Here is a 26,595-nt window from a genome sequence, read left to right as displayed (position 1 = left end):
CCCCGCCCCCTCCCCCGAAGGGGGGAGGAGGGGGAGGGGGCGGGGGAAGCCTCGACGACTGCTGCCGCGAGGTGCCCAACGACTCGTGCCCGGCCCGTGCCCGGCCCGCAGCGCTTCGGCCGCGACGGCTCTTCGGCCCGCGCCCGTGCGGCTCGCGGCTCCGCGGCCGTGCCTATTCGGCGATCTCGACCTGGATCTCGACCTCGACCGGGGCGTCCAGCGGCAGCACCGCCACGCCGACCGCGGACCGGGCGTGCACGCCCTTGTCGCCGAGGATCTCGCCCAGCAGCTCGCTGGCGCCGTTGAGGACGCCCGGCTGGCCGGTGAAGTCGGGCGCGGAGGCCACGAAACCGACGACCTTCACGACCCGCTGGATCTTGTCGAGGTCACCGATGACGGACTTCACGGCGGCCAGCGCGTTGAGCGCGCAGGTCGCGGCGAGCTCCTGGGCCCGCTCCGGGGTGACCTCGGCGCCGACCTTGCCGGTGGCCGGCAGTGCGCCGTCCACCATCGGCAGCTGGCCGGAGGTGTACACGTACGCGCCGGAGCGCACCGCGGGCTGGTACGTCGCCAGCGGCGGCACGACCTCCGGCAGCTTGAGGCCGAGCGATGCGACCTTCTCCTCTACGGCGCTCACGCCTTCTCCCGCTTCATGTAGGCCACCAGCTGCTCGGGGTTGTTCGGGCCCGGTACGCACTGGATCAGCTCCCAGCCGTCCTCGCCCCAGGTGTCCAGAATCTGCTTCGTCGCGTGAACGAGCAGCGGCACGGTCGCGTATTCCCACTTGGTCATGGGCCCGAGCGTAATGCCTGTCCACGACGGTGACGGACCCTGTCCGGCACGGGCCGCCCGCACCCGCCCGAAGTGGCAGAACAGCAGGCAGCCGCCCGACCCCTACGGCACATCCCTGACCGGCCCCGGACACACCTCGGGCGGATCTCCGGGTCTTGTCAGGCGTATCCCGTGCGTAGCCGCGACGCGGACTGGTTAGGCTCCTTTGCGTGAGCAGGCTCCATGTCGTCAGCGGCAAGGGTGGCACCGGCAAGACCACGGTCGCCGCTGCCCTCGCCCTCGCCCTGGCCACCGAGGGACGCCGTACCCTCCTGGTCGAGGTCGAGGGCCGGCAGGGCATTGCCCAGCTGTTCGAAACCGAGGCGCTTCCCTACGAGGAGCGCAAGATCGCGGTAGGTCCCGCGTCAGAGGGCGCGTCGCGCTGGGGGTCCTCCCGGACGGAGTCCGGCGGGGATCCGCTGCGGGGTGGTGGCAGACGGGCGGGCGAGGTCTACGCCCTGGCCATCGATGCGGAACGCGCCCTGCTGGACTACCTCCAGATGTTCTACAAGCTCGGCAGCGCCGGCCGGGCGCTGAAGAAGCTCGGCGCGATCGACTTCGCCACGACCATCGCGCCGGGCCTGCGGGACGTCCTGCTGACCGGCAAGGCGTGCGAAGCGGTCCGCCGCAAGGACAAGAACGGCAGGTTCGTCTACGACGCGGTCGTGATGGACGCCCCGCCGACCGGCCGCATCACCCGCTTCCTGAACGTCAACGACGAGGTCGCCGGCCTCGCGAAGATCGGCCCGATCCACAATCAGGCGCAGGCCGTGATGCGCGTGCTCAAGTCGCCCGAGACCGCGGTGCATCTGGTGACGCTCCTGGAGGAGATGCCGGTCCAGGAGACGGCCGACGGGGTCGCGGAGCTGCGTGCCGCCGGCATCCCCGTCGGCGGCATCGTCATCAACATGACCCGTCCGGCGCTGCTGGACAACGGCGATCTTGATGTCATCGCCGCCCGCGGGGCCCGTTCGGGCGTCGCCAAGGCGCTCTCCCAGGCGGGTCTGGGCGGGGCCCGCCGCGGCGGGCTGGCCGACCGGCTGATCGACCCCCTGCTGGAGCAGGCGCGCGAGCACGCCGAGCGGGTGGAGCTGGAGCGCGCCGAGCACGCCGAGCTGACCTCGATCGGCCTGCCCACCTACGAGCTGGAGCTGCTCCCCGAAGGAGTGGATCTCGCCGGTCTCTACCAACTGGCGAGAGACCTGCGGAAACAGGGGCCCATATGACCTCGGACGACATGACGCTGGACGCCTCGGCCCCGCGGCTCGAGGTCGATGCGCTGATCGACGACCCGCGCACCCGCATCGTGGTGTGCTGCGGCTCGGGCGGCGTCGGCAAGACCACCACCGCCGCGGCCCTCGGCGTACGCGCCGCCGAGCGCGGCCGCAAGGTCGTGGTGCTGACGATCGACCCGGCCCGGCGGCTGGCGCAGTCGATGGGCATCTCCGAGCTCGACAACGTCCCGCGGCGGGTCAAGGACGTCGACGAGGCCGCGGGCGGCGAACTGCACGCGATGATGCTGGACATGAAGCGCACCTTCGACGAGATCGTCGAGGGCCACGCGGACGCCGACCGGGCCCGCGCCATCCTGGAGAACCCGTTCTACCAGTCGCTGTCGGCCGGTTTCGCGGGCACGCAGGAGTACATGGCCATGGAGAAGCTCGGCCAGCTCCGCGCGAGCGACGAGTGGGACCTGATCATCGTCGACACGCCTCCCAGCCGTTCCGCGCTGGACTTCCTGGACGCGCCCAAGCGCCTCGGCTCGTTCCTGGACGGCAAGTTCATCCGGGTGCTGATGGCGCCGGCGAAGGTCGGCGGCCGGGCCGGGATGAAGTTCCTGAATGTCGGCATGTCGATGATGACCGGCACCCTCAGCAAGCTCATGGGCGGTCAACTGCTGCGCGATGTGCAGACGTTCGTGGCGGCGATGGACACCATGTTCGGCGGCTTCCGCACCCGCGCGGACGCCACGTACCGCCTGCTGCAGGCGCCCGGCACGGCGTTTCTGGTGGTGGCCGCGCCGGAGCGGGACGCGCTGCGTGAGGCGGCGTACTTCGTCGAGCGGCTGGCCGCCGAGCAGATGCCGCTGGCCGGCCTCGTACTGAACCGGGTGCACGGCAGCGGTGCCGCGCAGCTGAGTGCCGAGCGTGCCCTGGCGGCCGCGGAGGCCCTGACGGACGGACTGTCGGAGGACGGAGCGGCGGACGGCGACGCCGGTACGGACCGCGCCGAAAATAATCTTGAAGCAACCGGCATTGTGGATCTCGACGGCGGGAATGCTGGAGCAGGTACCGCCGGCGGCCTCTCCCCCGCTGCCGCAGCGGAGCACCCAGCACCCACGTCAGCCTCGGCGGCGCAACTCGCCGCCGGGCTGCTCCGACTACACGCGGAACGCATGCAGGTCCTCGCGCGCGAACGTCGCACGCGGGACCGCTTCACCGCGCTGCATCCCGAGGTCCCGGTGACAGAGGTTGGCGCGCTGCCCGGCGACGTCCATGACCTCACGGGCCTGCGCGAGATCGGCGACCGCCTGGCACTCAACGGCACGTCCGCCGACGACACCGACACCGACGGCACCCTCACCGGCGACCACAGCGACTCCGGCAGCTGAGCCGCAGCTGAGCCGACGCCCCACTGCGACGGCCGAGCCGCCCTCGGGCGTGTGCCGGCCGTGACGGGCGCGTCGAACGTGGCGGAGGTGCACGGCGTCGCGCCGTGGCCTGCGCACCCCGCAGGCATCACCCACCGACGGCTCGCGGGCATGCCAACTCCAGCGACCTGTCCCGCCTTTCGGCCGTGCCGAGCCGACCGGCCCGCTCAGCCGACCGCTGCGTACTCGTCGAAGACCCCGTCCTCGCAGTCCACCGGCAGGATGCCCGTGCTGCGCTCGTATTCCGTACGCGCTGTCTCCAGCAGGCGGCGCCATGACGTCACGGTCGGGCGGCGGCGCAGCAGCGCCCTCCGCTCCCGCTCGGTCATGCCGCCCCACACGCCGAACTCCACCCGGTTGTCCAGGGCATCGGCCAGGCATTCCGTGCGTACCGGACATCCGGTGCACACCGCCTTGGCGCGGTTCTGCGCTGCCCCTTGAACGAACAGTTCATCCGGATCGGTAGTGCGGCAGGCTGCCTGTGCACTCCAGTCGGTTACCCAGCTCATGCTGGCGCCGTCCTCTCCCGAATCGAGGCTCCCCCACGGCGGCAAGCGGCATATTCACCGTTGCCAGTTGAGGACGTTACGGGTGGCAGACAGGGCGCAACACCCCCTTCGGGCCCAATCTTGAATGGCCCGAACGGACTATGCGTATGCGGCAGATCACCCAACGGAGTGACCGCACGGCATACCTCATTTAACTCACAAGGCAGGACAGTTGGCCGGGCTGACACGGGGTTTCTGTCGCCGCACACGGACACGTGGGGGTGCGGTCCGGGAGGGAGAGGGGTTGACTAACCGGGGCGTAACCGTTCGGCTGTGGCAGCAGAGAACAGGCTAAACGAACAGGTGCGCCCCTGTCCGGCGAATGAGAACGTAGGCTGCCCTCATGCCTAAGAAGCGCGATGGCGGAGGGCTGTCCAAGACGCAGCAGGCCGCCAAGTTCCTCGGTGTCAGCGTCCTGGCCGGAGCGGTGCTCGCCGGCCTCGCGCTCCCGGCGGCCGGGGCGCTCGGCCTGGCCGCCAAGGGGTCGGTCGAGGGCTTCGACGAGATCCCGGCGAACCTCAAGACGCCACCGCTCAGCCAGCGGACCACGATTCAGGACGCCGACGGCGGCGAGATCGCCAAGGTCTACTCCCGTGACCGCACGGTCGTCGGCCTCAAGGACATGTCGCCGTACATCCAGCAGGCGATCGTGGCGATCGAGGACGCGCGCTTCTACGAGCACGGCGCGATCGACCTGAAGGGCATCCTCCGGGCGGCCAACAAGAACGCCCAGTCGGGCGGCGTCTCCCAGGGTGCCTCGACGCTGACCCAGCAGTACGTGAAGAACGTCTTCGTCGAGGAGGCGGGCGACAACCCCACCAAGGTCGCGCAGGCCACCCAGCAGACGATCGGTCGCAAGGTCAAGGAGCTCAAGTACGCGATCCAGATCGAGAAGGAGCTCGGCAAGCGCAAGATCTTGCAGAACTACCTCAACATCACGTTCTTCGGGCAGCAGGCGTACGGCATCGAGGCGGCCGCGCAGCGGTACTTCAGCAAGCACGCCAAGGACCTGACCCTGGAGGAGTCGGCGCTGCTGGCCGGGATCGTGCAGTCGCCCAGCCGCTACGACCCGCTCAACAACCCGCAGGAGGCCACCCGTCGGCGCAACACCGTGCTGCAGCGGATGGCCGATCTGAAGGACATCACCCGGGCGCAGGCGGACGCGGCGGCCAAGAAGCCGATCAAGCTGGCGGTCAGCCGTCCCAAGAACGGCTGCATCACCGCCACCCACGGCGCCGGCTTCTTCTGCGACTACATCCGCAAGGTCTTTCTCGGTGACAAGGCTTTCGGAAAGACCCGCAAGGCCCGGCTGAAGCGCTGGGACCAGGGCGGCATGACCATCCGCACCACCCTCGACCCGCAGACGCAGAAGTCGATCCAGGCATCGATAAGCGACCACGTCTATGAGGACGACCCGGTCGCCACCGCCGCCACCATCGTCGAACCGGGCACCGGCAAGATCCTCGGCATGGGCCAGTCGCGCCCGTACGGCTTCGGCGAGAACCAGACCGTGATCAACCTCTCGGTGGACCACTCCATGGGCGGCGGCGCGGGCTACCTGCCCGGGTCGACCTTCAAGCCGGTGATCGCGGCGGCCGCCCTGGAGCAGGGCACCAGCCCCGAGCAGGAGTACCCGTCGCCGTACCGGATGCCGTATCCGAGCCCGGTCCAGACCTGCAACGGCGAGTGGCACGGCACCCCGGCCGACACCACCCAGAACGAGAACAAGGAAGAGGTCGGCCCGTACGGCATGAAGGAGGCGACCGCGAAGTCGGTCAACACCTACTACGTGCAGCTGATCAGCGACATGGGCATCTGCCCGGCGGTCAAGATGGCCCAGAAGATGGGCATCGAGCGGGCGGACGGCAAGCCGTTGCAGCAAGTTCCGTCGATGACGCTCGGTACCCAGGAGATGTCCCCGCTGACCATGGCCGCCGGCTACGCCACGTTCGCCAGCGGCGGCCAGTACTGCACCCCGGTGGCCATCGAGTCGATCACCGACGCGCGGGGCAAGGCGATGAAGGTCCCGCAGACCAGTTGCCGGACCGCGATGTCCAAGAAGACCGCGGACACCATCAACACCCTCCTCAAGGGCGTGGTCGAGGACGGCACGGGCAAGGAAGCCGGCCTCAAGGGGCGCGACAGCGCCGGCAAGACGGGCACCACCGACAGCCGCTACGCCGCCTGGTTCGTCGGCTACACCCCGAACGCGGCGGGCGCGGTCTGGGTCGGCGACCCGCAGCACAAGCGCAAGATGTACGGCATCACCATCGGTGGCGTACCGCACGACAAGGTCTACGGTGCCGACACCCCCGGCCCCATCTGGCGCGACGCGATGACCGGCGCCCTGGCCGGCCGGCCCGGGCCGGCGCTGCCCACCGTCCCGATCGACGACCCCGCCAAGGACAGGAACAAGGGCGACGACGGCGGCAAGGGCGGCGGCAAGCGCAAGCCCGGTCGCGGCCACGGCGGGGACAACAAGCCGGGTGGCGGCGGATGGGACATTCCGGGCTGGCCCGATATTCTGGGCGGCGGCAACGGCGGCTGGTAGCGGGCGGGTTGGCCCTGCGCCGTACGCGTCGACCGAGCCTGCCGGGGTCGAGGCCGGCCGCCGGCGGCCCGTCGTGCGAGGAGAAGGAAAGAAGTGAGGGGCGCCCCCAAAAAAGGGGGGCGCCCCTCACTGCTCTTGTTCGGGTCTCCGGTGGTCGGCCGTTCAGCCGGCCAGCAGCTTCTTCACCACGGCGGCCACCCGGCCGCCCTCGGCGCGCCCCGCCACCTGCGGGTTGACGATCTTCATGACGGCGCCCATCGCCCTCGGCCCCTCGGCGCCGGCGCCCTTGGCCTCCGCCACCGCCGCCGCGACCAGCTGCTCCAGCTCGTCGTCGGACAGCTGCTTGGGCAGGTAGTCCGCGAGCAGCTCGCCCTCGGCACGCTCACGCTCGGCCTGGGCAGCGCGGCCGCCCTGGTCGAACGCCTCGGCGGCCTCCCGGCGCTTCTTCGCCTCCCGCGCGATGATCTTCTCGACCTCGCCGTCGGACAGCTCACGCGCCTCCTTGCCCGCGACCTCTTCCTTCTGGATCGCGGTCAGCGTGAGGCGGAGGGTGGAGGAGCGCAGCTCATCGCGCGCCTTGATCGCGGTGGTGAGGTCGTCCTGCAGCTTGGTCTTGAGCGTGGTCATGCGGTGAAGTATGCCCCGACCCACCGGAAACCGGCGCGTCTTTTCCCTCCGCGCCCCACCCCGCGCCCCGGGAATCGGCGGCTCCCCCGCCCGGCGGGCCGCCCTCCCGCTGCACCCACCCCCGCCACTCTGCAACGATGGGAAGCATGCGCGCGCGATACGGAGTACCCCTGACCCTGACCGCAGTCGGCGCAGCCGGCCTGGCCTACGCCGCCGGCTTCGAAGTCCGCTCCTTCCGACTGCGACGCGTCACCGTTCCCGTACTGCCCCGGGGCATGCGTCCGTTGCGCGTCCTTCAGGTCTCCGACATCCACATGGTCAGCGGTCAGCGCAAGAAGCAGCGCTGGCTGCAGTCGCTCGCCGGGCTGCGTCCCGACTTCGTCATCAACACGGGGGACAACCTCTCCGACCCCGAGGGCGTGCCCGAGACCCTCGACGCGCTCGGTCCGCTGATGGAGTTCCCCGGCGCTTACGTCTTCGGCTCGAACGACTACTACGGCCCCAAGCTGCGCAACCCCGCCCGCTATCTGTTCGAGCGTGTGCAGGGCCGGCACGGCCTCAACGGCAACGCCCCGGTCGTGGGCGCCGTCCACAACCCGTGGGAAGAGCTGCGGGACGCCTTCGACGCGGCCGGCTGGGTCGGGCTGTCCAATTGCCGTGGCCGCCTCAAGCTGGAGGGCATCGAGATCGCCCTGACCGGCCTGGACGACCCGCACATCAAGCGCGACCGGTACGCGGAGGTGGCCGGCGGCCCGGAATCCGGCGCCGACCTCTCCCTCGCCGTCGTCCACGCGCCCTACCTGCGCTCCCTGGATGCCTTCGCCGCCGACGGGTACCCGCTGATCCTGGCCGGGCACACCCATGGCGGCCAGCTCTGCATCCCCTTCTACGGGGCGCTCGTCACCAACTGCGATCTCGACCCCGACCGGGTGAAGGGCCTCTCCACCCACACGGCCGCCGGCCGCACCTCCTTCCTCCATGTCTCCGCCGGCTGCGGCACCAACCGGTACACTCCGGTCCGCTTCGCCTGCCCCCCGGAGGCAACCCTGCTGACCCTCACGGCGCGTCCCTGACAACTCGCCCCGGTCCGCCCCGGTAACGGGCCCCCGTTTCATGGTCACCTTGTCCGACCCGGGGGTCCCACGGCCCCTTCCTCCCCCCTAACGTGGAGGAATGTCCGACCCCACCCGGACCTCGCAGTCCACACGCCATGCCACCGGCCCGGCCGGAGCCGCCGCCCGCACTCCGGCCACCGCGGTCGCCCCCACGCTGCGCCGCCCCCTGGCGGCCGCGTTCCGCCTCCTCCTCTCGGCGGCCGCCCTCGCCGGCCTCGTCCTGGCGGCCCTCAGTACTCCCTCGCCGGCACACCTCGTCGCCTCGTTCACCGCACAGACGGCCCTCGCACTGGCCCTGGTCTCGGCCTGGTCCGCGCATCGCGCCTGGACCGGCCGCCACCCCGTGAGCCCCCGCGTCTCCGGCGCGCTCCTCTCGTACGTCTCCCTCGCGGCCCTCCTCCACCACGTCCTGCCCCACCTCCTCCCGGCCGCCCCGCCCACGGCCTTCGCCCTCCCCGCCGCCGCACCCGGCGCCGCGGGTACGGGAGCCCTGGCCCGCGCCCTCCTTCTCGCGGTCGTCCCGCTCGCCGCCCTCACCGACTGGCTTCTGCTCACCGCCCCGCGCGGCTTCCGCCTCCGCCACGTCTGGCAGTGGCCGGCCTACCCCCTCCTCTACCTCTGCTTCGCCCTGGCTCTCCCCGCCGCCACCGGCGCCCCGTCCCCCCACCTGGCCACCGCTCTCGCCGCCGCCCTCACCGCGTGCCTGCTCCCCTTGATCGCCCTCGCGATCGACCAGGTCAGGCCCTCTCCCCGGCTCCACAACAACCGGATTTCACCTACGGGGATCAGTCCGCTAAAGTAGAGCTCGTTGCTTCGGGGTGTAGCGCAGCTTGGCAGCGCGCTTCGTTCGGGACGAAGAGGTCGTGGGTTCAAATCCCGCCACCCCGACTGAGAAGTAGCAGGTCAGGCCCGGTTTTCGGAAACGGAAACCGGGCCTGACGCGTTTCTGCGGGTTGGTCCGGGAGGGCGCGGGGTGTGGATCTTGACTGCGCGCCCGTCCGGCGGCGGCTCTCTGACGTTCCTTCAGCGGCAGTGGACCGCACACGGGAGCAGAAGAAGTGATGCGCGCCACATGGCGCGGTGGCTCCGCCGGGCAGTGGGCGGCAGTGCGCGCATCGCGCCGGTGGTTTCGGCGGGGCGGGGCCGCGCCCGTGCGGTGGACACGGCGCCGCGCCGTATCGGCGCCGGTCCCTCCCCTCGTGGGGACCGGTGCCGAACGGCGCGGGCGCGGCGGTTCGCGCCGTACCGGCGCGGGTTCGGAGAGGCCGGAGCCGTGGGCGGGGCCGACTTCTCAGGTCCGTGGGGCCCGTGCGCGGAAACCGTGACCGGCTCGCGATTCCGGCGGAAGGTGGCCGGGAACACGCATCTGGGGTCTCTGTCTCCGAGCGCTGAGCTGGTTGCCTGGCCGGGCAGGGCCCGGTTGGTGCGCCGCTGAGTGGGATCCTGTCAGCTGTGGCTCCTGACGAGGAGGTTCCGGTCCGGGGGGAACGGCGAAACCACAGGTCAGACCACTAAGGTGAGTTTTCCGGTCCGGATGTCCGAGTGCGGGGGAAGTAAAGGGGTGGAGACCTTGAGTTCCGACTCAGGGGCACGCACAGCTTTCGCGGAACGGCTCGCGCTGCTGTACAAGGAAGCCGGCAACCCTCCCCTCAAGAAGGTGGCCGAGGCGGTCGTCCGGCTGCAGCGGGTCGACGAACGAGGGCGGCCCGTACGGGTGTCCGTGCAGCGGATCAGCGACTGGCGGCGGGCCAAGAACGTGCCTGCGCAGTTCGCCGCCCTGGCGGCGGTGCTGCACATCCTGATTCCCCAAGCACGGCGCACGCGGCCCACCGCGGTGTCCGCGGGCCTGTACGACCTGGCCCAGTGGCAGCGGCTGTGGGAGCGAGCGGTCGCCGACCCGGTCGGTGACCGCGGCCCGGCGACGGCGGAGGAACGTCCGCCGGCCGACGCCGCGACCGTTCCCGGTGTGTGCCCCTACCGGGGGCTGGCTTCGTACCGTCAGCAGGACGCCCAGTGGTTCTTCGGCCGGGAGCGCAGCACGGACGCTCTCGTCGCGCAGCTCCGCGCGGCGGAGAAGACCGGCGGTCTGGTCATGCTCGTGGGTGCCTCGGGTGCCGGAAAGTCCTCGTTGCTGAACGCCGGTCTGGTGCCGGCGTTGCGGAGCGGCGCGCTGGACGACGGGACCGGCGAGGAGAGGGAGGTCCTGCAACTCGTACCGGGAGGCGATCCGCTGGGGGAACTGACCCAACGGATCCCCGGGCTCGCCCCCGTCGTCGCCGACGCGCGGGCGTCGGCGGCGAAGGAGCCCGGTACGCGGCACTTCGCGCACGCGGTGCGGGAGGCCGTCACGGCGTGGGCGGAGCGCGGGACGCCCCGTGCGGCCCGGCCGGTCGTGATCGTGGACCAGTTCGAGGAGGCGTTCACGCTCTGCGCCGACGAGGCGGCCCGGCGCGCGTTCATCCAGCTCCTGCATGCCGCGTGCACCCCCGCCGGCCCGGGCGCCCCGGCCCCCGTACTCGTCATCCTCGGCATACGCGCCGACTTCTACGAGCCGTGCCTCGGGTATCCCGAACTGGCCGCCGCGCTTCAGCACCGGCACATGGTGCTCGGACCGCTGACCACCACGGAGCTGCGGGAAGCGGTGACCGGGCCGGCCAAGGCCGTGGGCCTGGAGCTCGAACCGGGGCTCACGGAGCTGATCGTCCGGGAAGTGAGCGCCGACGGTCCCGGCGGGACGCACGACGCGGGGGTGCTGCCGCTCCTCTCCCACGCCCTGCTCGCCACCTGGCAGCGACGGAAGGCGGGACGGCTGACGCTGGCCGGCTACCGCGCGGCGGGCGGTATCCAGGGGGCGGTCGCGGCGACCGCCGAGCGGGCCTGGTCCGGTCTCGACCCGACGGCCCGCACGGCCGCGCGGCTGCTCCTCCTCAGGCTGGTCCGGCTGGGCGAGGACACCCAGGCCACCCGGCGGCGGGGGACGCGGCGCCAGCTGGCGGACGAGTCGACGGATCCGCACAAGACGGAGGAATCGCTCGAAGCGCTGGTGCACGCCCGGCTGGTGACGCTCGATGCGGAAGCGGTGGAGATCACCCATGAGGCGCTGCTGCACGCCTGGCCGCGCCTGCGCGACTGGATCGACGAGGACCGGAACGGCAATCTGCTGCGCCAGCGGCTGGAGGAGGACGGCTGGGCCTGGGAGGGCTCGGGCCGCGACGCGTCGCTGCTCTACCGGGGCTCGCGTCTGGAACAGGCCCGCAACTGGGCGCAGTCCGCGGGTGACACCTTTCTGACCCGCAGCGCGGTGGAGTTCCTGGCGGCTTCGGTCAGGCTCCGGAAGCGCACCGTCCTGCTCAGCCGGGGGGCGGTGTCCGCGCTGGTCGTGCTGGCGATGCTCGCCGTCGGCGCGGCGGTCGTGGCGTGGCAGCAGCGCAACGACGCGGTGTTCGAACAGGTGGTGGCCGAGGCCGACCGCGTCCAGTACACCGACCCTTCGCTCTCCGCCCAGCTGGATCTGGCGGCACATGACCTGCGGCCGGACGACGCGGGTGTCAACAACCGGCTGGTCTCGATCGTGAACGCGCCGATGGCCACGCCGCTGCTCGGCCACACCGGCGCCGTCTACCTCACCTCGTTCAGCCCGAACGGGAAGGTCCTGGCCACCGCCAGCTACGACCGGACGGTGCGACTGTGGGACGTGAGTGACCGTTCGCGCCCCAAGCCGCTGGGCAAGCCGCTCACCGGGCACACGAGCTGGACGAGCAGCGCGGTCTTCAGCCCCGACGGCCGCACCCTCGCCAGCGCCGGGGACGACGGCACCATCCGGCTGTGGGACGTACGGGATCCCGGCCACCCCGAGCCGCTCGGCGCGCCCCTGACCGGCCATGCCGGCACGATCTATCTGCTCGCCTTCAGCCCGGACGGCCGGAGCCTGGCCTCGGCCGGCGAGGATCACACCGTCCGTCTGTGGGACATGAGTGAGCGGAGCCGGCCGAAGGCGCTCGGTGCCCTGACCGGCCACACCGCCGCCGTGCGTTCCGTGGCGTTCAGCCCCGACGGCCGCGTGCTGGCAGCCGGCGGCGACGACCACACGATCAGGCTGTGGAACACGGCCGATCCGCGTCGGCCGAAGCCGATCGACGCGGTGCTGAGAGGCCACACGGACACGGTGCACTCGGTGGCCTTCAGCCCCAACGGCCATACGCTCGCCAGCGGCAGCGCGGACGACACCATGCGGCTCTGGGACGTCACCGACCCGCGCCACGCCACCCAGCTCGGCGCGCCGCTCACCGGCCACACCGGTCCCGTGTGGTCGGTGGCCTTCAGCCCCGGCGGCAGCATGCTCGCCGCCGGCAGCGCGGACAGCACGGCGAGTCTGTGGAATGTCCGGGACCCGGCCTTCCCCTCACAGGTCGGCGAGCCGCTCGCGGGCAGCAGCGGCGAGATGTACGCCGTCAGCTTCAGCCCGGACGGCCGCACCCTCGCCACCGGCAGCGGCGACAGCAAGGCCCGCCTGTGGTCGGTACCGACGGCGGACATGGTCGGCCGCAGTGGCGCGTTCCGCCCGGACGGGCGGGTGCTCGCCACGGCGGGGAGCGACGGGCGCATCCGGCTGTGGAACGCGACGGACCCCGACCGGCCGGTGGCGCTGGGCAGGCCGTTCATGGCAGCGGACGGCGGCCAGCGTTCGCTCGTGTTCTCCCCCGACGGCCACACCCTCGCCGTACTGAACGGGAACGCGAAGCTGTCCCTGTGGAACGTGACCGACCCGGCCCGTCCGGTCCTGGCCGGGCCGCTCCTGGCCCTGCGCACCCGCTTCGCGGGCACTCACGCACTCGCGTACAGCCCGGACGGCCGGACCCTGGCCACCGTCTACGGCGACCACACCATCCAGCTGTGGAACGTCTCCGACCCCTCCCGTGCCGTCCCGCTCGGCAAGCCGCTCTCCAGGCACCGGGGCTACATCAACGCCCTCGTCTTCAGCCCGGACGGGCACACCCTCGCCAGCGGCAGCGCGGACGGCACCGTCCGGCTCTGGGACATCACCGACCCGGGCCGCACCGCCCCGCTCGGCGAACCTCTCAAGGGGCATTCCGCCCCCGTCAACGCGCTCGCCTACAGCCCGGACGGCCGGACGCTGGCCAGCGGCAGCGACGACGACACGGTCCGGCTGTGGGACGTCGCCGACCCCCTCGACGCGACCGAGCTGAGCAGGCCGCTGACCGGTCACACCGAGGCGGTCGTGTCGCTCACGTTCAGCCGGGACGGCCGTACCCTGGCGAGCGGCGGCAACGACAACACGGTCCGCCTCTGGAATGTGGCAGACCCCTCCGAGGCCGCCCCGATCGGGCAGTCGATGAGTCCCAACGCCAAGACCGGCAACTTCCTGTCGTTCAACCCCAACAGCCACATGCTCGGCGTCTCCAGCGGCGCCGACACCATCCGGTTGTGGAACCTGGACGCCGATGACGCCATCCGCCGTATCTGTTCGACCACGCGGGGTGTTCTGACGCCGGAAAAGTGGCACGAGTATCTGCCGCATCTCTCGTACGCGCCTCCGTGCGGTGATTAGCGGAGTCACGCGGTCCGACCGGAGCCGGACCGCGTGACTCCGCTCACAACTCCACGAATTAATGCAGCAGTTGACTCCCGTTGCAGCAGCAGCCTTTGCTACTCTTGGCCATAGCCCGATCGCTGGTGCATCCCCCGTCGCCAGCGATCGGGCGTTTTCATGCTCCCGGCGCGCGAACACCGGGGGCCGGAACGGCCCGTTCCGCCGGCCCGGTGAGTGCCGCCGGCTCATTCCCCGCCGGATATCCCGGCCGGGCGCTATTCGTTGTGCCGACGCCTATGCTGCGCATTGAGGCGGCCCGTCCACGCCGTCCGAGGAACGGAACGGTGAACACCCATGGCACCGGCATACGAGCCGATCGCAGACACCCTCCGGAAGTCCATCCGCGCGGGTCGGCTGAAGCCCGGTGAACGCTTGCCTTCGGAGACGGCCCTGGCAAAGGAATTCCGGAAGAGCGTGCCCGCGGTCCGCGACGCACTGGGGGTTCTCCACGACGAAGGGCTCATCGAGAGACGGCATGAAGCGGGGCTGTTCGTGCGCCGTCCCCGTACGAAGACGCTGCGCACGAATATGCGGCACCAGTGGGAAAAGAACCGTGCCCGGGTGCCGCTGAAGGAGCGCGCCGAGACGGGCGCCACCGAGCACGAAACCGGCCTGCGGGGCGAGGATCTGGTCTTTTCCGCCTCCTACCGCGAGGTCACGGCCACCGAGGAACTCGCCCGGGCCTTCGGCATCGCGGAAGGCGCCACCCTCCTCGAACGCAGCTACCGCACGCGGTACGCGGCCGAGACGGCCCCTTTCCAGCTCGCGACGTCGTATCTCGTCCACGACCGGATCGCCGGGAATCCCGACCTTCTGGACGAGACCAAGGAGCCGTGGCCGGGCGGCACGCACCACCAGCTCCGCACCGTGGGAATCGAGGTGGACCGCGTCGAGGAGCGGGTCACCGCCCGCCCGCCGACCCCCGAAGAGGCGGAAGAGCTGGAGCTGCCGTCCGGCACCTCGGTGCTGGTGCTCCGGAAAACCTCGTACGACATCGATGACCGCGCGGTGGACGTTTCCGACGTCATCCTGCCCGGCGATCGCACGGAATTGCTGTTCACCACTCCCCTGGAAAGGTGGTGAGCGCCGGGCCGCCCGGCACAAGGAAGGCGAGAAAACCGGGCGCGGCCGGCTCGCGTGCGGAATTCCCGGTTCCCACCGCCGCAGGAATCCCGCCGCCGATATCGGCGTCAGGCGCCGGCCGCCGTCCGATCGCGGTCGAACGGAAGGTCCAGCATCCGAATGGCGTTGCCGCGGAGGATTTTGTAGGTCACGTCCTGCGGGAGGCCGGCCACGTGGTCGGCCGCGACCTGCTTCGTATGCGGCCAGGTGGAGTCGACGTGCGGATAGTCGGTCTCGAAGGTCGCGTTGTCGACGCCGACCTTCTCGATCGCGTCGATGCCGTGCTTGTCGCGGAAGAAGCAGCAGAAGACCTGCCGGTAGTAGTACGTCGACGGAGGCTCGGGGATGAGGTCCTGCACCCCGCCCCAGGCGCGGTGCTCCTCCCATACGTCGTCGGCGCGTTCCAGGGCGTACGGAATCCAGCCCATCTGACCCTCGCTATAAGCCAGTTTGAGGCGGGGGAACTTCACCAGGACGCCGGAGAAGAGGAAGTCCATCATCGAGGCCATGGCGTTGTTGAAACTCAGGGACGCCTGGACCGCGGGCGGCGCGTCCGGTGAGGCGGCCGGCATCTGCGAGGACGAGCCGATGTGCATGTTCACGACCGTGCCGGTCTCCTGGCACGCCGCGAAGAAGGGGTCCCAGTACCCGGAGTGGATGGAGGGCAGTCCGAGGTAGGTGGGGATTTCGCTGAAGGTGACCGCCCGGACCCCGCGGGCGGCGTTGCGGCGGATCTCGGCGACCGCCAGGTCGATGTCCCACAGCGGGATGAGGCAGAGCGGAATGAGCCGGCCGCCGCTGTCCCCGCACCACTCCTCCACCATCCAGTCGTTGTACGCCCGCACGCAGGCGAGGCCGACCTCCTTGTCCGCGGCCTCGGCGAAGGTCTGGCCGCAGAAACGGGGGAACGTCGGGAAGCAGAGCGACGCCTCGACGTGGTTGACGTCCATGTCGGCCAGCCGGGCCTTGGGGTCCCAGCAGCCGCGGCGCATCTGCTCGCGGGTGATCCCGTCGAGGGTCATCTCGTCGCGGGAGAAGCCGACGGCGGCGATGATGCGCTTGTACGGGAAGAGCAGGCCCTCGTACTCCCACCAGTCGGTGATCTGGCCGTCCGGGTCGGTGCTGAAGCGGTACTTGCCGGCCACGTACTCCAGCCCACCGATGCCGGCGGTGAAGGGCTTCGGCCCCTGGTCCCGGTACTTCTTCGGGAGCCAGGTCTCGAAGAGGTGCGCGGGCTCGATCACGTGATCGTCCACGCTGATGACCTTGGGAAGCTCCGCTGTGCCGCTCTCGTTGCTGATCACCCTGTACCCCCAACTGCGTGGCGGCGCGTCCCGCCCGGTTGCACGGTTTCTGACGATCCATCAGTTTCGAGGTTATGGGGTCGGCCGTGCGACGACAAGGCGATGCCGGGAACTCCACCCCTTGCGGGGACGGGCCGGCGTCCGCTGAACTGACGGAGTGTCAGTTCCAGGTGGCGGGTCGAAGGGGGCAGCATGCAGACGATCTGGCTCAGCGGTGCCGAGTGGTGCGCCGTCCTCCGCATCGGGCTGGGCCTGTGGTGGCTGGAGAGCTGGCGCCACAAGGACAAGAAGACCTGGTTCGCCGGTGGCGGCATCACCTGGGCGGCGGGCATCGCCGACAAGCACCGCTGGCGGGTGGTCCGCACGGGCTTCGACCGGCTGGTGAAGCCCCGCCCCCGGCTGATGGCGTACGTCGTCGCCTACGCGGAGCTGGCGCTCGGTCTCGGGCTCGTCCTCGGCCTGCTGTCCCCGATCGCCCTGGTCGCGGGGGCGGCGCTCAATCTGGTCTACCTGGTGCTGATGATCCACGACTGGGCGGAGCAGGGACAGAACCTGATGATGGCGTTGATCTCGCTGGCGGCCCTGGGCGCCGTGAGCTGGCAGAGCTGGTCGCTCGACGGGGCCCTCGGGCTCTTCCGGTAGCCCGCGCGGCCGGGGGGGGAAGCGGCCGCGCGCCGTCAGGTATCAGGTGAGGCTCGCCTCGTGGTCCGGGGGCCGCGGGTGCGGCAGGGCCGTGCGCCAGTGGTGGAGGCTGGCCCGGGCGGCGGCCAGGGCGGGGTCGTCCGGCGGGGCCAGCGGCTGCCAGTCGGTGAGGGTCCGTTCCAGGAGGGCGCAGGCGGTGTACGGGTCGCCGGCCTCGCCGAGGGCGGAGGCGTGGACGTGGCGGAAGCGGAGGGTGTCCGGGTCGACGGGCCCGAGGTGCGCGGCGGCGTCGCGGGCGACGGCCTCGAACAGCCGGGCCGCCTGGGCGAGGCGCCTGGGGCGGCCGGCCAGTCCCAGGGCCTTCACCTGGTCCGCGAAGCGGGCGCGGGCGAGCAGCCCCGGGCGGGTGTGCGCGGTGCCGTGGGCCGGGTTGCGGAACAGGGCGAGGTCGCCGGTGGCGTTGAAGGCGCGTTGCAGGGGCTCGGGGAGGCGGGCGGCCGGGAGGGTGACGGCCAGGTGCCGGTAGAGCGTGGTGAGGTCGAGGTGTTCGGGTCCGTCCGGGACGCCCTCGGTGAGCAGGCGGAGCAGGGCGGTGGTGAAGCCGGTGCGGGTGTGGTCCTCGGGGGTGAAGGCCCGCTTCCCGCGGCCGGCGGCGACCAGCAGGTGGATGTCGGACGCGTCGGGCGCGTCCAGCGCCAGCCCGGCGAAGCAGCAGTCCAGGACGGCGATCCGGTACTCGGCGCGCACCTGCCGCATGGCCTGGAAGACGGCCGTGACCGGCAGTGCGGTGCGCTCGGTGCGCCGGCCGTCGTCCACCGAGCCGGGCAGGGCCAGGCACAGCCGCTTGTCCGCGCCGCGCAGCCCGTGGCCGGCGAAGTAGAAGAGCAGCACGTCGAGGGGGTCGCCGGCGGGCGCCGGCAGCAGCCGGAAGACGTCGGCCGGGGTCCGCGGGTCGACCCGGCGGTGGACCGCGGCGGGATCGAAGCCGCCCGACGGGCCGGTGAGCGCGTCGGCGAGCGCGGCGACGCTGCCGGCGGCCTGCGGGAGCGGCAGCAGGGTGCTGGGCACGACGTGGGTGGCGGTGCCCACCAGGACGGCGGCCGACCGCCGCGGCGAGGGGACCAGCGGCGGCCAGGGCACCGGGGAGACGGCCGGTGGCTCAGCTCCCGTCACCGGAACCCGGCTCCAGGAAGCGGCGCAGCTGCTGCTCCACGGCGGCGGCGTCCTCGGGGCTGCCGGCCGAGAGTTCGAGGGCGGTGCCGTCCGGCCGGGTCACCTTGAAGCTGATCCGCCGGGACCTGGCCCGCTGGGCGAGCCACACCGCCACGGCGCTGACCACCGCCTCCAGTACCGGGCCGACCGCGCCCAGCACCTCCGCCGCGTCCGCGAGCCCGCCCTGGTGGCCGGGTGCGGGCGGGACCATGCGCAGCCGGGCCGAGCCGGTGAGGTCCTCGTCGTCGTTCAGCCACTCGGCGAGCGACTGGGCCAGGCCGTCGGCGTCGTCCGCCGGTCCGTCGAAGGCAAAGGTGAGAGTGGTCATGACGGTGCGGTGCTCCGGAGGTCGGGGGCGGGCGGGGGTCAGAACCGCGGGGCGTACGGGTCGCGGCCGCCGGCGGGGGCGGTGCTCCCGCCGGGGGCCGGCCCGGCCCCCCGCCGCGCCGTGCTGAACAGCGGGGGGCGGCCCGGGATCTCGTACGGGAAGCGGAAGGCGGCCGACGCCTGCGGTACGTCGACCAGGTCGGCGAGGATCTGCTCCCAGCCGCCGAGCGGCTGCGGCACCTCCTGCCGGTAGGTGGTGTCGAGCCAGGTGTGCTGCATCCCGGAGAGGCCGGCCCAGGCGGCCGCCGCCTCGTGCGGCGGCACCACGCGGGCGACCGCGCCGCTGGGGGCGGCGGTGGCCGGTGCGACGGTGGCGGCGAGCAACTCGGCGAGCGGCAGCGGGGCCGCCGCCTCGCCGGCGAGCGAGATCCGCAGGCGGTAGGCGCGGCCCGCGCAGGCGGCCAGCGCTTCCCCGTAGCGAGCCGCCGCGTGCACGGCGAACGGGTCGGGCGCGATGTACTGGGTGAACACCGGGCTGGGCCGGCCCGGTTGGGCGAGCCGGCCGTACTCCTGGGTGAGGTAGCGGAGGTAGCCGAGCAGCTCCTGCGGGGGCGCATACGGCTCCAGGCAGATGCCGACCACCGTGCGGGTGCGCTCGCGGGCCAGCGCCTCCCACACCGGCTCCCAGCTGACGGCCTCCCCGACGAGCGGGGTGAAGGCCACGCCGAGCGGGAAGTCGGTGTCGCGGCGCTGCAGCCACGCCCAGGAGAGGCGCTTGCGGACCTCGGCGAGGCCGGCCGGCGTCCCGGCGAACGGGACCAGGGCCGCGTGCAGTTCGGCGCTGTCCTCGACCGGATCGGCCCGTACGTGCCGGGGCGTGTCGGCCAGGGCGTCGCGCAGGGCGAGCGCGGCGGCGGACGCCGACCGGGCGTCCGCTCCGTGCGTCCGGCACAGCAGGGTGCAGGTCACCCCGGCGTCCGGGGCGGTGGCGTAGCGCAGCTCGAAGGCCCGGCCGTCCGGCAGCCACTGCCGGGAGAGCCAGACCTGTTCGAGCGTCGCGGCCTCCAGGCGCCGCTGGTCTTCGGGCAGGCCGAGGTGGGCGCCGTTCTCGGACATCGCCGGTTCCGGTTCCAGCCGGAGCCCGGCCCAGGCCCATGCTCCCGAGGGCCCGGTGGTGGACAGCACGCTCATCCCGCGGGGTCGGCCTCGCCGGCGGGCCGCGGCTGCGCCTCGGGGGCGGGCTGCGGCACCTTGGTGGGGGCGGGCGGAACGACGGGCGGGACGGCAGGGGGCGGCGGGGTGGCGCCCGCGGCGGGCGCGGCGGCCGGTGCGGTCGCGACCGGTGTTCCGTCGACGGCGACCATCAGGCCCTCGCGGCAGGCGAGGTGGACGGCCTCCCGCATCGCGCGGGCGCCCTCGCTGCGCAGCAGCTGGTGCTCGATGCCGTTCTCGCCCTTGAGCGTGCGGAAGAAGTCCCCGATGAACTGGCCCATCAGCTCCGTGCCGCGGCGCGAACGCCACATCATCCAGCCGAGGTAGAGGCTGCTGCCGTAGTTGAAGACGGAGACGTAGGCGGTGTACGGCGGGTCGTTGAGCGTGACGCGGGTGCCCAGGCCCTTGGGGGCGAGGGGGTAGCGGCGGGAGCTCAGCGTCTGGACGATCGTGGCGTAGACCGCGGGTGCCCGGTCGGGGCGGTCGGCCAGCAGGACCCGCCATTCGGCGACCGGCTCGGGCAGCCGGCTCATGAGCAGGACGACCCAGAACACGACAAACGAGGCGAAGGAGGCGAACACCAGCCAGCCGGAGCCGGAGCTGCCGCTGGATCCGGCGTCGGACCCGCCGTAGCCGAACGAGTCCGACGACTGCTGGCCCACGCTCGCCATGAGCGTGAGGATGCCGATGAAGCCGGGGATCGCGGAGACGACGATCGACGCGAGGGTGGCCCGCAGCCACAGCCGGAAGATCGTCTTTCCGCTGACGCTCTCGTTGAGGGCCATCTCGATGGGCTCGTGGCGCAGCGTCTTGTCCAGGTAGGCGGCGTTTCCGTCGCCGCCGCGCCAACCCGGGAGGGGCGTCCCGCTACCAGTGATCATTTTCCCCCGATCAACAGCCGTTGAGGCCGGTACCGATACCAGAGCTCCCACTGTGGCACAGCTCACCTTCCGTTGCGGGGGAACTGCGCACTCTCACCCGGGAGATGGGTGCCATGGGGGGACATGCCCGTCTTCCGTACGGCGGTCAGGGCCGCCAACGCGCCCGGGACCAGGTTGACTTCTCCGTAAAACATGATGAGTTCCGGTTTCTCCTGGGCTCTTGTGACTGCTGTGGTGACAGTTGCGGACCCCTCAGGAGGAGCCATGGCATCCGTGCCGGCGGTGTCGTTGATCGTGCCCACGTTCAACGAGGCGGGGAACATCGATGAGTTGCTGGACGGTGTGTGTGCGGCGCTTCCGGCGGAGTGGGACGTCGAGGTGCTGTTCGTCGACGACTCGACGGACGACACCCCGGAGGTGATCGAGAAGGCGGCCGTGCGGTGCCCGATGCCGGTGTCGGTGCTGCACCGGGACGAGCCCGAAGGGGGCCTCGGCGGGGCGGTGGTGGCCGGGATCGCGCGGACCAGCGCGCCGTGGATCGTGGTGATGGACGCCGATCTCCAGCATCCGCCGCGGCTGCTGCCGGAGCTGGTGGAGGCGGGGGAACGGGCCGGGGCGGAGCTGGTGGTCGCCAGCAGGTACGCGGACGGCGGCAGCCGGGGCGGTCTGGACGGCGGGTACCGGATGGCGGTGTCGGGGGTGTCGACCGCGGTGACCAAGGCGCTGTTCCCGCGCCTGCTGCGCGGCGTCTCCGACCCGATGAGCGGGTTCTTCGCCATCCGCCGGGAGGCGATCGAGCGCGCCGGGCGCGAGGACGGGGCCGGGCAGGACGGCGGGCTGCGGCCGCTGGGGTACAAGATTCTGCTGGAGCTCGCGGTGCGCTGCCGGCCGCGCGGGGTGGCCGAGGTGCCGTACGAGTTCGGGGAGCGGTTCGCCGGCGAGTCGAAGTCGACGGTGCGCGAGGGGCTGCGGTTCCTGCGGCACCTCGCGGAACTGCGCAGCAGCGACAAGCGGGCCCGGATGGTGGCCTTCGGGCTGATCGGGGTCTCGGGGTTCGTACCGAACCTGCTGGCGCTGTGGGCGCTGACCGGCGCCACGTCGCTGCACTACGCGGTGGCGGAGGTGCTGGCGAACCAGCTGGGGGTGCTGTGGAACTTCGTCCTGCTGGACTTCCTGGTCTACCGCAGCGCGAAGCAGGGGCACTGGGCGGGCCGGCTGCTGGGGTTCGCGGCGCTCAGCAACGCGGACCTGCTGGCGCGGATCCCGCTGATGATGGTGCTGGTGGAGCAGGCCGGGATCGGGCCGGTGCCGGCGACCGTGGTCAGCCTGGTGGTGGTGTTCCTGGCGCGGTTCCTGCTCGTCGACACGCTGATCTACCGGCGCAGGGGCGCCGCGGCGCGCCAGGAACAGGCGGTGGCCCGCACCGCCGCGGCGCGCGAAGCACGAGGTGAGCGCGCTGCTTAGCTGACAACGCAAACTCGTGGCGGGCCGTGGGGCCGGACCGCAGACTCCGAGCGGTGATCTCACCGGGACCCGGACGCCGACCGGCGGACGGGGACCGGCGACGACGGGCAGGCGGAGTGCGGGAGGCGGCGGGAGACGTGCTGACGGTCCCTGAAGAGGTGCGGGCGGACACCGGCCCTGCCGTACGGCCGGCCTGGCGGCCGGCGGCCGGCGTCGCGAGCGGCGTCGTCGTGCTGCTGCTCGCGGTGTCCGGCAGGTACGGCTACAACGTGGACGAGCTGTACTTCCGGCTGCTGGGCGAGCACGGCTGGGCGTGGGGCTACACCGACCAGCCGCCGCTGGTGCCGGCGCTGGTGCACGCCACCGCGCAGGTGCTCGGTGACTCGGTGTGGGCGATCCGGGTGCCGGCGGCGCTGTGCGCGGGTGCCGTGGTGGTGCTCGGGACACTGATCACCGCCGAACTGGGCGGCACCCGGCGGGCCCAGACGCTGGCCGCGCTGGGACTGGGCAGCTCGTTTCTGGTGCTCAGCGTCGGCCACATCATGGTGACCACCACCCTGGACATGCTCGCCTGGACCGCGCTGCTGCTGTGCGTGGTGCGCGCGCTGCTGCGCGGCGAGGACAAGTGGTGGCTGTGGGCCGGGGCGGTGCTGGGCCTGGCGCTGTACGCCAAGTACATCGTGGCGCTGCCGGCGGTGGCGCTGCCCGTGGGGCTGGCGCTGGCCGGGCCGCGCACGGTGTTCCGGTCGCGCGGGCTGTACGCGGGCGCGGCGCTGGCGCTGGTCGTCGGCGCGCCGAACCTGGTCTACCAGGCCACCCACGGCTTCCCGCAGCTCCAGATGGCCGACGCCCTGGGGGCCACCGACGGGCCGATGAACCGGATCATCTTCCTGCCGAGCCTGGTGATCCTGCTCGGGCCGGTGCTGACGGTGGTGTGGGTGGCCGGGCTGGTGAAGCTGGTGCGGGACCCGGCGTGGCGGCCGGTGCGGGCACTGGCGCCGGCGTTCGCGGTCGGGGTGGCGCTGACGATCTACGGCGGGGGCCGGCCCGACTACGTCGGCGGCTTCCTGATCGGGCTGTTCGCGGCGGGCGCGGTGGCCGCCGACCGGTGGATGGGGCGACGCCGGCTGCGCCGGGCGCTGCTGTGCGCCGGGCTGGCGGCCGGTGCGGTGCTCCAGGTGCTGATGGCGCTGCCGGTGCTGCCGCAGAACTCCCCGTTCGTCCCGCTGAACAACATCTCCCTGGAGAGCGTGGGCTGGCCCCGGCTGGCGGAGCGGGTGCGCGCGGCGTACGACGCGCTGTCGCCGCAGGAGCGGGCGCGGGCCGTGGTGCTCGCCGGCAACCTCGGCGAGAGCGGGGCGCTGGACCGCTACGGGCACGGGCTGCCGGCCGTCTACAGCGGCCACAACGAGCTGCACAAGTGGGGCCCGCCGCCGGAGAGCGCCGATGTGGTGGTCGCGGTGGGCATCGAACGGTCCCTGCTCGACACCGGGTTCCGCTCCTGCCGCGTCGTCGGCCGGATCGACAACGGCGTCGGCGTGGCGAACGCCGAGCAGGGCAAGCCGGTCACGGTCTGCCACGGCCGCAAGGACTCCTGGGCCCGGCTGTGGCCCGCCTACCACTACTTGAGCGGCTGAGGTGCCCCGGCCGGGGCGGGTGCGAACCGACAACTCAGCGGGAAGTGAGGCGTGATGACGACGTCCCTCGACAGGGATACCAGGGCAGCGGCCGGGGCCGGCGCGCGCGGGCTGCGGCCCGAGCCGGTGGCCTGGCGCCCGGTGGCGGTGGTGGTGGCCGGGCTGGCGGTGCTGCTGTTCGCGTTCGCGGGTGAATACGGCTACCACGCCGACGAGTTGTACTTCCGCCTGCTGGGCGAGCACGGCTTCGCGTGGGGTTACGTGGACCAGCCGCCGCTGCTGCCGATGGCCGTACGGGCCGCGATGGCGGTCTTCGGCGACAGCATGTGGGCGATCCGGGTGCCGGCGGTGCTGTGCGCCGCGGCGGTCACCGCGCTCGGCGCGATGATCGCCGCCGAACTGGGCGGTTCCCGGCGGGCGCAGACGCTGACCGCGTTCGGGGTGGCCACCTCGACGATGGTGCTGAGCTTCGGCCACTGGATCCTCACCACCAGCTTCGACACCGTGGCGTGGGCCGCGGTGCTGCTGTTCGCGCTGCGGGTGCTGCTGCGCGGCGAGGGCAAGTGGTGGCTGTGGGCCGGGGTCGTGGTCGGCGTGGCGCTGTACGCGAAGTACATCGTGCTGCTGCTGCCGGTGGCGCTGCTGCTGGGCGTGGCGCTGGTCGGGCCGCGCAAGGTGTTCGCCGACCGGCGGCTGTACGCGGGCATCGCGCTGGCGCTGGTCATCGGCGCGCCGAACCTGATCTACCAGGTCACCCACGACTTCCCGCAGCTCCAGATGGCGGAGGGGCTGGCCGGCACCGACGGCGAGGCCAACCGGGCCATGTTCGCCACCAACCTGATCCTGCTGTTCGGCCCGGCGCTGTTCGTGCTGTGCGTGATCGGGCTGGTGAAGCTGTTCCGGGTGCCGGAGTGGAAGCCGGTCCGGGCGCTGGGCGTCGGGTACCTGGCGGCCACCGCGGCGTCGTACCTCATCGAGGGCGGGCGGCCGGACTACACCGGTGGGCTGCTGGTCGCGCTGCTCGCCGCCGGGTGCGTGCGGGCCGACCGGTGGGCGGGGCGCCGCAAGCTGCGGCTGTCGGTGCTCGCGGTCTCGCTGGTGCTCAGCGCGGCGGCGCAGATGCTGCTGTCGCTGCCGGTGATCCCCAAGAGCGGGCTGCGCGACTTCCAGGTGGCCAGCATGCCGCTGGAGACGGTCGGCTGGCCCCGGTTGGTCCAGCAGACCGAGGCGGCCTACCGGGCGCTGCCGGCCGGGGAGCGCTCCCGGGCGGTGGTGCTCACCGAGAACTTCGGTGAGGCCGGGGCGCTGGACCGTTACGGGCACGGGCTGCCGGCCGTCTACAGCGGCCACAACGAGCTGCACAAGTGGGGACCGCCGCCGCAGAGCGCCGATGTGGTGGTCGCGGTGGGCAACATCGAACGGTCCCTGCTCGACGCCGGGTTCGCCTCCTGCAAGGTCGTCGACCACGTCGACAACCGGCTGGGCATCGACAACCCCGAGCAGGGCGTGGCGATCACGGTGTGCCACGACCGCAAGAAGCCGTGGTCCGCACTGTGGCCGGCCTACCGGCACTACAACGCCTATCTGTAGCGGTTTTCCGGTCTCCGACCCCGCACCGCCCGCGGCCCGGTTCGAAAGTTTCCGCTTTCGGACCGGGCCGTCTGCCGACCTGCTTCGCTGCACGGTAAAAGTCGTGGATCAGCCGGAGAGTTCACCCGAGACTGGAAATCGCTGGACTGCGTACGCCCAATCGATTTGCGGACGACCCCTTCGAGGGGTGGAGGCGTGATATGAGTACCGAGGTTTCCGAGGCGCAGGCGCGACGCGCCGTGGCAGACATCTTCAACTCGACGCTGGCTTCATCGGCCATCGGCGCCGCGTGGGAGCTCGGAGCTCTTGACGAGCTGCGGGAGAACGGCAAGCTGGACGTTTCCGATTTCTCCGCGCGGCACGATCTGCACAAGCCCGCGGTGACCGGAATGTTCACCGCACTGGCCAGTGTGGGAATCGTGCGGCGCGAGGGCGAAACCATCGTCACCGGACCGTACTTCGACGAGGCCGACCACCACCGTTCACTGTTCCACTGGCTGAATCAGGGCAGCGGCGAACTCTTCCGCCGGATGCCCCAGGTGCTGCCGAACGAGAACCGCGTCGGCGACTTCTACCAGCGCGACGCGGCGGCCATCAGCTATGCCTGCCGGGAGATCAGCGAGCGCTATTTCGACCCGGCGTTCTGGTCCGCCGTCGACGGCCTGGGCTACGAGCCCACCACCGTCGCCGACCTGGGGTCCGGCAGCGGTGAGCGGCTGATCCAGATCGCCCGCCGGTTCCCCGGCGTGCGCGGACTGGGCATCGACATCGCCGACGGCGCGATCGGCATGGCCGAGAAGGAGGTGGCCGCCAAGGGATTCGGCGACCAGATCTCCTTCGTACGCGGTGACGCCCGCACCATCGACCAGGTGCCGGCGGAGGCGTCCGACCAGTTCGCGAAGGTGGATCTGCTCACCTGCTTCATGATGGGGCACGACTTCTGGCCCCGCGAGAATTGCGTGCAGACGCTGCGGAAGATCCGCGAGGCGTTCCCGAATGTACGCCGCTTCCTGCTCGGCGACGCGACCCGGACCGTCGGCATACCCGACCGCGAACTCCCGATATTCACCCTGGGATTCGAGGTCGGGCACGACATGATGGGCGTTTACCTGCCGACGCTCGACGAATGGGACGGGGTATTCGAGGAGGGTGGCTGGCGCTGTGTGAAGAAGCACGCCATCGACTCGCTGTCGGTCTCCGTGGTCTTCGAACTCGAGTAACCGCACACGCACATCGACCACGTCGGCTGAGGGGGTTTTCCATGGGTGAGT

21 protein-coding genes and 1 tRNA gene are annotated in these 26,595 nt (G+C 71.7%); 13 read left to right on the top strand and 9 right to left on the bottom strand.

Annotation, left to right across the window (positions count from 1 at the left end):
* Window positions 1-172: 172 nt before the first annotated feature.
* Together OO62_RS29165 and sp36 are read right to left on the bottom strand one after the other, a co-directional pair.
* Entirely contained in the window at window positions 173-637 is a 465-nt protein-coding gene (locus tag OO62_RS29165) for a RidA family protein (RefSeq protein WP_033270616.1), read from the bottom strand.
* The gene (gene sp36, locus OO62_RS39140) at window positions 634-792 is read right to left on the bottom strand and encodes a Sp36 family protein (RefSeq protein ID WP_077193102.1); all 159 of its coding nucleotides are present in this window, start codon (window positions 790-792) and stop codon (window positions 634-636) included. The genes OO62_RS29165 and sp36 overlap by 4 nt, the downstream gene beginning before the upstream one ends.
* Window positions 793-1,001: 209 nt before the next feature.
* Here sp36 and bagA point away from each other — a divergent pair, with 209 nt between their 5' ends.
* Together bagA and bagB are read left to right on the top strand one after the other, a co-directional pair.
* On the top strand, window positions 1,002-2,057 hold the full coding sequence (bagA, locus tag OO62_RS29160) for an ATPase BagA (RefSeq protein ID WP_033270615.1): 1,056 nt from the start codon (window positions 1,002-1,004) through the stop codon (window positions 2,055-2,057).
* Window positions 2,054-3,442, top strand: coding sequence for an ATPase BagB (bagB, locus tag OO62_RS29155; protein WP_051733702.1), 1,389 nt, complete (start codon window positions 2,054-2,056; stop codon window positions 3,440-3,442). The genes bagA and bagB overlap by 4 nt, the downstream gene beginning before the upstream one ends.
* Before the next feature lie 206 nt (window positions 3,443-3,648).
* Here bagB and OO62_RS29150 read toward each other — a convergent pair whose 3' ends face one another.
* On the bottom strand, window positions 3,649-3,990 hold the full coding sequence (locus OO62_RS29150; RefSeq protein WP_033270614.1) for a WhiB family transcriptional regulator: 342 nt from the start codon (window positions 3,988-3,990) through the stop codon (window positions 3,649-3,651).
* A 382-nt stretch (window positions 3,991-4,372) separates the two neighbouring features.
* Between OO62_RS29150 and OO62_RS29145 the strand changes: the two genes are divergently transcribed.
* A complete protein-coding gene (locus OO62_RS29145) occupies window positions 4,373-6,580 on the top strand; it encodes a transglycosylase domain-containing protein (protein WP_033270613.1) in 2,208 nt (735 codons plus the stop codon).
* Window positions 6,581-6,742: 162 nt separating this feature from the next.
* Here OO62_RS29145 and OO62_RS29140 read toward each other — a convergent pair whose 3' ends face one another.
* Window positions 6,743-7,207, bottom strand: coding sequence for a GatB/YqeY domain-containing protein (locus OO62_RS29140; protein WP_033270612.1), 465 nt, complete (start codon window positions 7,205-7,207; stop codon window positions 6,743-6,745).
* Between the two features lie 146 nt (window positions 7,208-7,353).
* Between OO62_RS29140 and OO62_RS29135 the strand changes: the two genes are divergently transcribed.
* The 5 genes from OO62_RS29135 to OO62_RS29115 all read left to right on the top strand — a co-directional run bounded on the left by OO62_RS29135 (window position 7,354) and on the right by OO62_RS29115 (window position 15,016).
* Window positions 7,354-8,280 carry a metallophosphoesterase gene (locus tag OO62_RS29135; protein WP_199838893.1) on the top strand — a complete coding sequence of 309 codons (927 nt, stop codon included), beginning with the start codon at window positions 7,354-7,356 and terminating at the stop codon, window positions 8,278-8,280.
* A gap of 100 nt (window positions 8,281-8,380) precedes the next feature.
* Complete coding sequence (locus tag OO62_RS41405; RefSeq protein ID WP_051733701.1) at window positions 8,381-9,124, top strand: hypothetical protein; 744 nt, start codon at window positions 8,381-8,383, stop codon at window positions 9,122-9,124.
* A gap of 12 nt (window positions 9,125-9,136) precedes the next feature.
* Window positions 9,137-9,210: transfer RNA gene (locus tag OO62_RS29125), tRNA-Pro, on the top strand.
* 673 nt (window positions 9,211-9,883) lie between these two features.
* Entirely contained in the window at window positions 9,884-13,891 is a 4,008-nt protein-coding gene (locus tag OO62_RS29120) for an nSTAND1 domain-containing NTPase (protein WP_033270610.1), read from the top strand.
* Between the two features lie 336 nt (window positions 13,892-14,227).
* Window positions 14,228-15,016, top strand: coding sequence for a GntR family transcriptional regulator (locus OO62_RS29115; protein ID WP_033270609.1), 789 nt, complete (start codon window positions 14,228-14,230; stop codon window positions 15,014-15,016).
* 107 nt (window positions 15,017-15,123) lie between these two features.
* On the opposite strand, the gene OO62_RS29110 is transcribed toward OO62_RS29115, so the two are convergent.
* Window positions 15,124-16,359 carry an amidohydrolase family protein gene (locus OO62_RS29110; RefSeq protein WP_033270608.1) on the bottom strand — a complete coding sequence of 412 codons (1,236 nt, stop codon included), beginning with the start codon at window positions 16,357-16,359 and terminating at the stop codon, window positions 15,124-15,126.
* A 192-nt stretch (window positions 16,360-16,551) separates the two neighbouring features.
* Here OO62_RS29110 and OO62_RS29105 point away from each other — a divergent pair, with 192 nt between their 5' ends.
* Complete coding sequence (locus OO62_RS29105) at window positions 16,552-17,001, top strand: DoxX family membrane protein (protein ID WP_033270607.1); 450 nt, start codon at window positions 16,552-16,554, stop codon at window positions 16,999-17,001.
* A 42-nt stretch (window positions 17,002-17,043) separates the two neighbouring features.
* Here the strand turns inward: OO62_RS29105 and OO62_RS29100 are convergent, their stop codons facing one another.
* The 4 genes from OO62_RS29100 to OO62_RS29085 form a co-directional block, all read right to left on the bottom strand.
* Entirely contained in the window at window positions 17,044-18,174 is a 1,131-nt protein-coding gene (locus OO62_RS29100) for a caspase, EACC1-associated type (RefSeq protein WP_129322843.1), read from the bottom strand.
* On the bottom strand, window positions 18,161-18,541 hold the full coding sequence (locus OO62_RS29095; RefSeq protein ID WP_051733700.1) for an effector-associated constant component EACC1: 381 nt from the start codon (window positions 18,539-18,541) through the stop codon (window positions 18,161-18,163). The genes OO62_RS29100 and OO62_RS29095 overlap by 14 nt, the downstream gene beginning before the upstream one ends.
* 38 nt (window positions 18,542-18,579) lie before the next feature.
* Window positions 18,580-19,656, bottom strand: coding sequence for a hypothetical protein (locus tag OO62_RS29090; RefSeq protein ID WP_129322842.1), 1,077 nt, complete (start codon window positions 19,654-19,656; stop codon window positions 18,580-18,582).
* A 71-nt stretch (window positions 19,657-19,727) separates the two neighbouring features.
* A complete protein-coding gene (locus OO62_RS29085; protein ID WP_033270604.1) occupies window positions 19,728-20,633 on the bottom strand; it encodes a hypothetical protein in 906 nt (301 codons plus the stop codon).
* 264 nt (window positions 20,634-20,897) lie between these two features.
* Here OO62_RS29085 and OO62_RS29080 point away from each other — a divergent pair, with 264 nt between their 5' ends.
* The 4 genes from OO62_RS29080 (at window position 20,898) to mppJ (ending at window position 26,544) form a co-directional block, all read left to right on the top strand.
* Window positions 20,898-22,097 carry a glycosyltransferase gene (locus OO62_RS29080; protein ID WP_051733699.1) on the top strand — a complete coding sequence of 400 codons (1,200 nt, stop codon included), beginning with the start codon at window positions 20,898-20,900 and terminating at the stop codon, window positions 22,095-22,097.
* Window positions 22,098-22,234: 137 nt separating this feature from the next.
* Complete coding sequence (locus tag OO62_RS29075) at window positions 22,235-23,734, top strand: ArnT family glycosyltransferase (RefSeq protein ID WP_051733698.1); 1,500 nt, start codon at window positions 22,235-22,237, stop codon at window positions 23,732-23,734.
* Window positions 23,735-23,788: 54 nt separating this feature from the next.
* Window positions 23,789-25,324, top strand: coding sequence for a glycosyltransferase family 39 protein (locus tag OO62_RS29070; RefSeq protein ID WP_051733697.1), 1,536 nt, complete (start codon window positions 23,789-23,791; stop codon window positions 25,322-25,324).
* Window positions 25,325-25,524: 200 nt separating this feature from the next.
* Window positions 25,525-26,544 (top strand): phenylpyruvate C(3)-methyltransferase, encoded by a 1,020-nt coding sequence (gene mppJ / locus OO62_RS29065; protein ID WP_033270603.1) that lies wholly within the window; start codon window positions 25,525-25,527, stop codon window positions 26,542-26,544.
* Window positions 26,545-26,595: the final 51 nt, after the last annotated feature.

It is taken from the genome of Streptomyces lydicus (assembly GCF_000717345.1).
Classification (GTDB): domain Bacteria; phylum Actinomycetota; class Actinomycetes; order Streptomycetales; family Streptomycetaceae; genus Streptomyces; species Streptomyces lydicus.
This window is presented reverse-complemented; position numbering and strand designations above follow the sequence as displayed.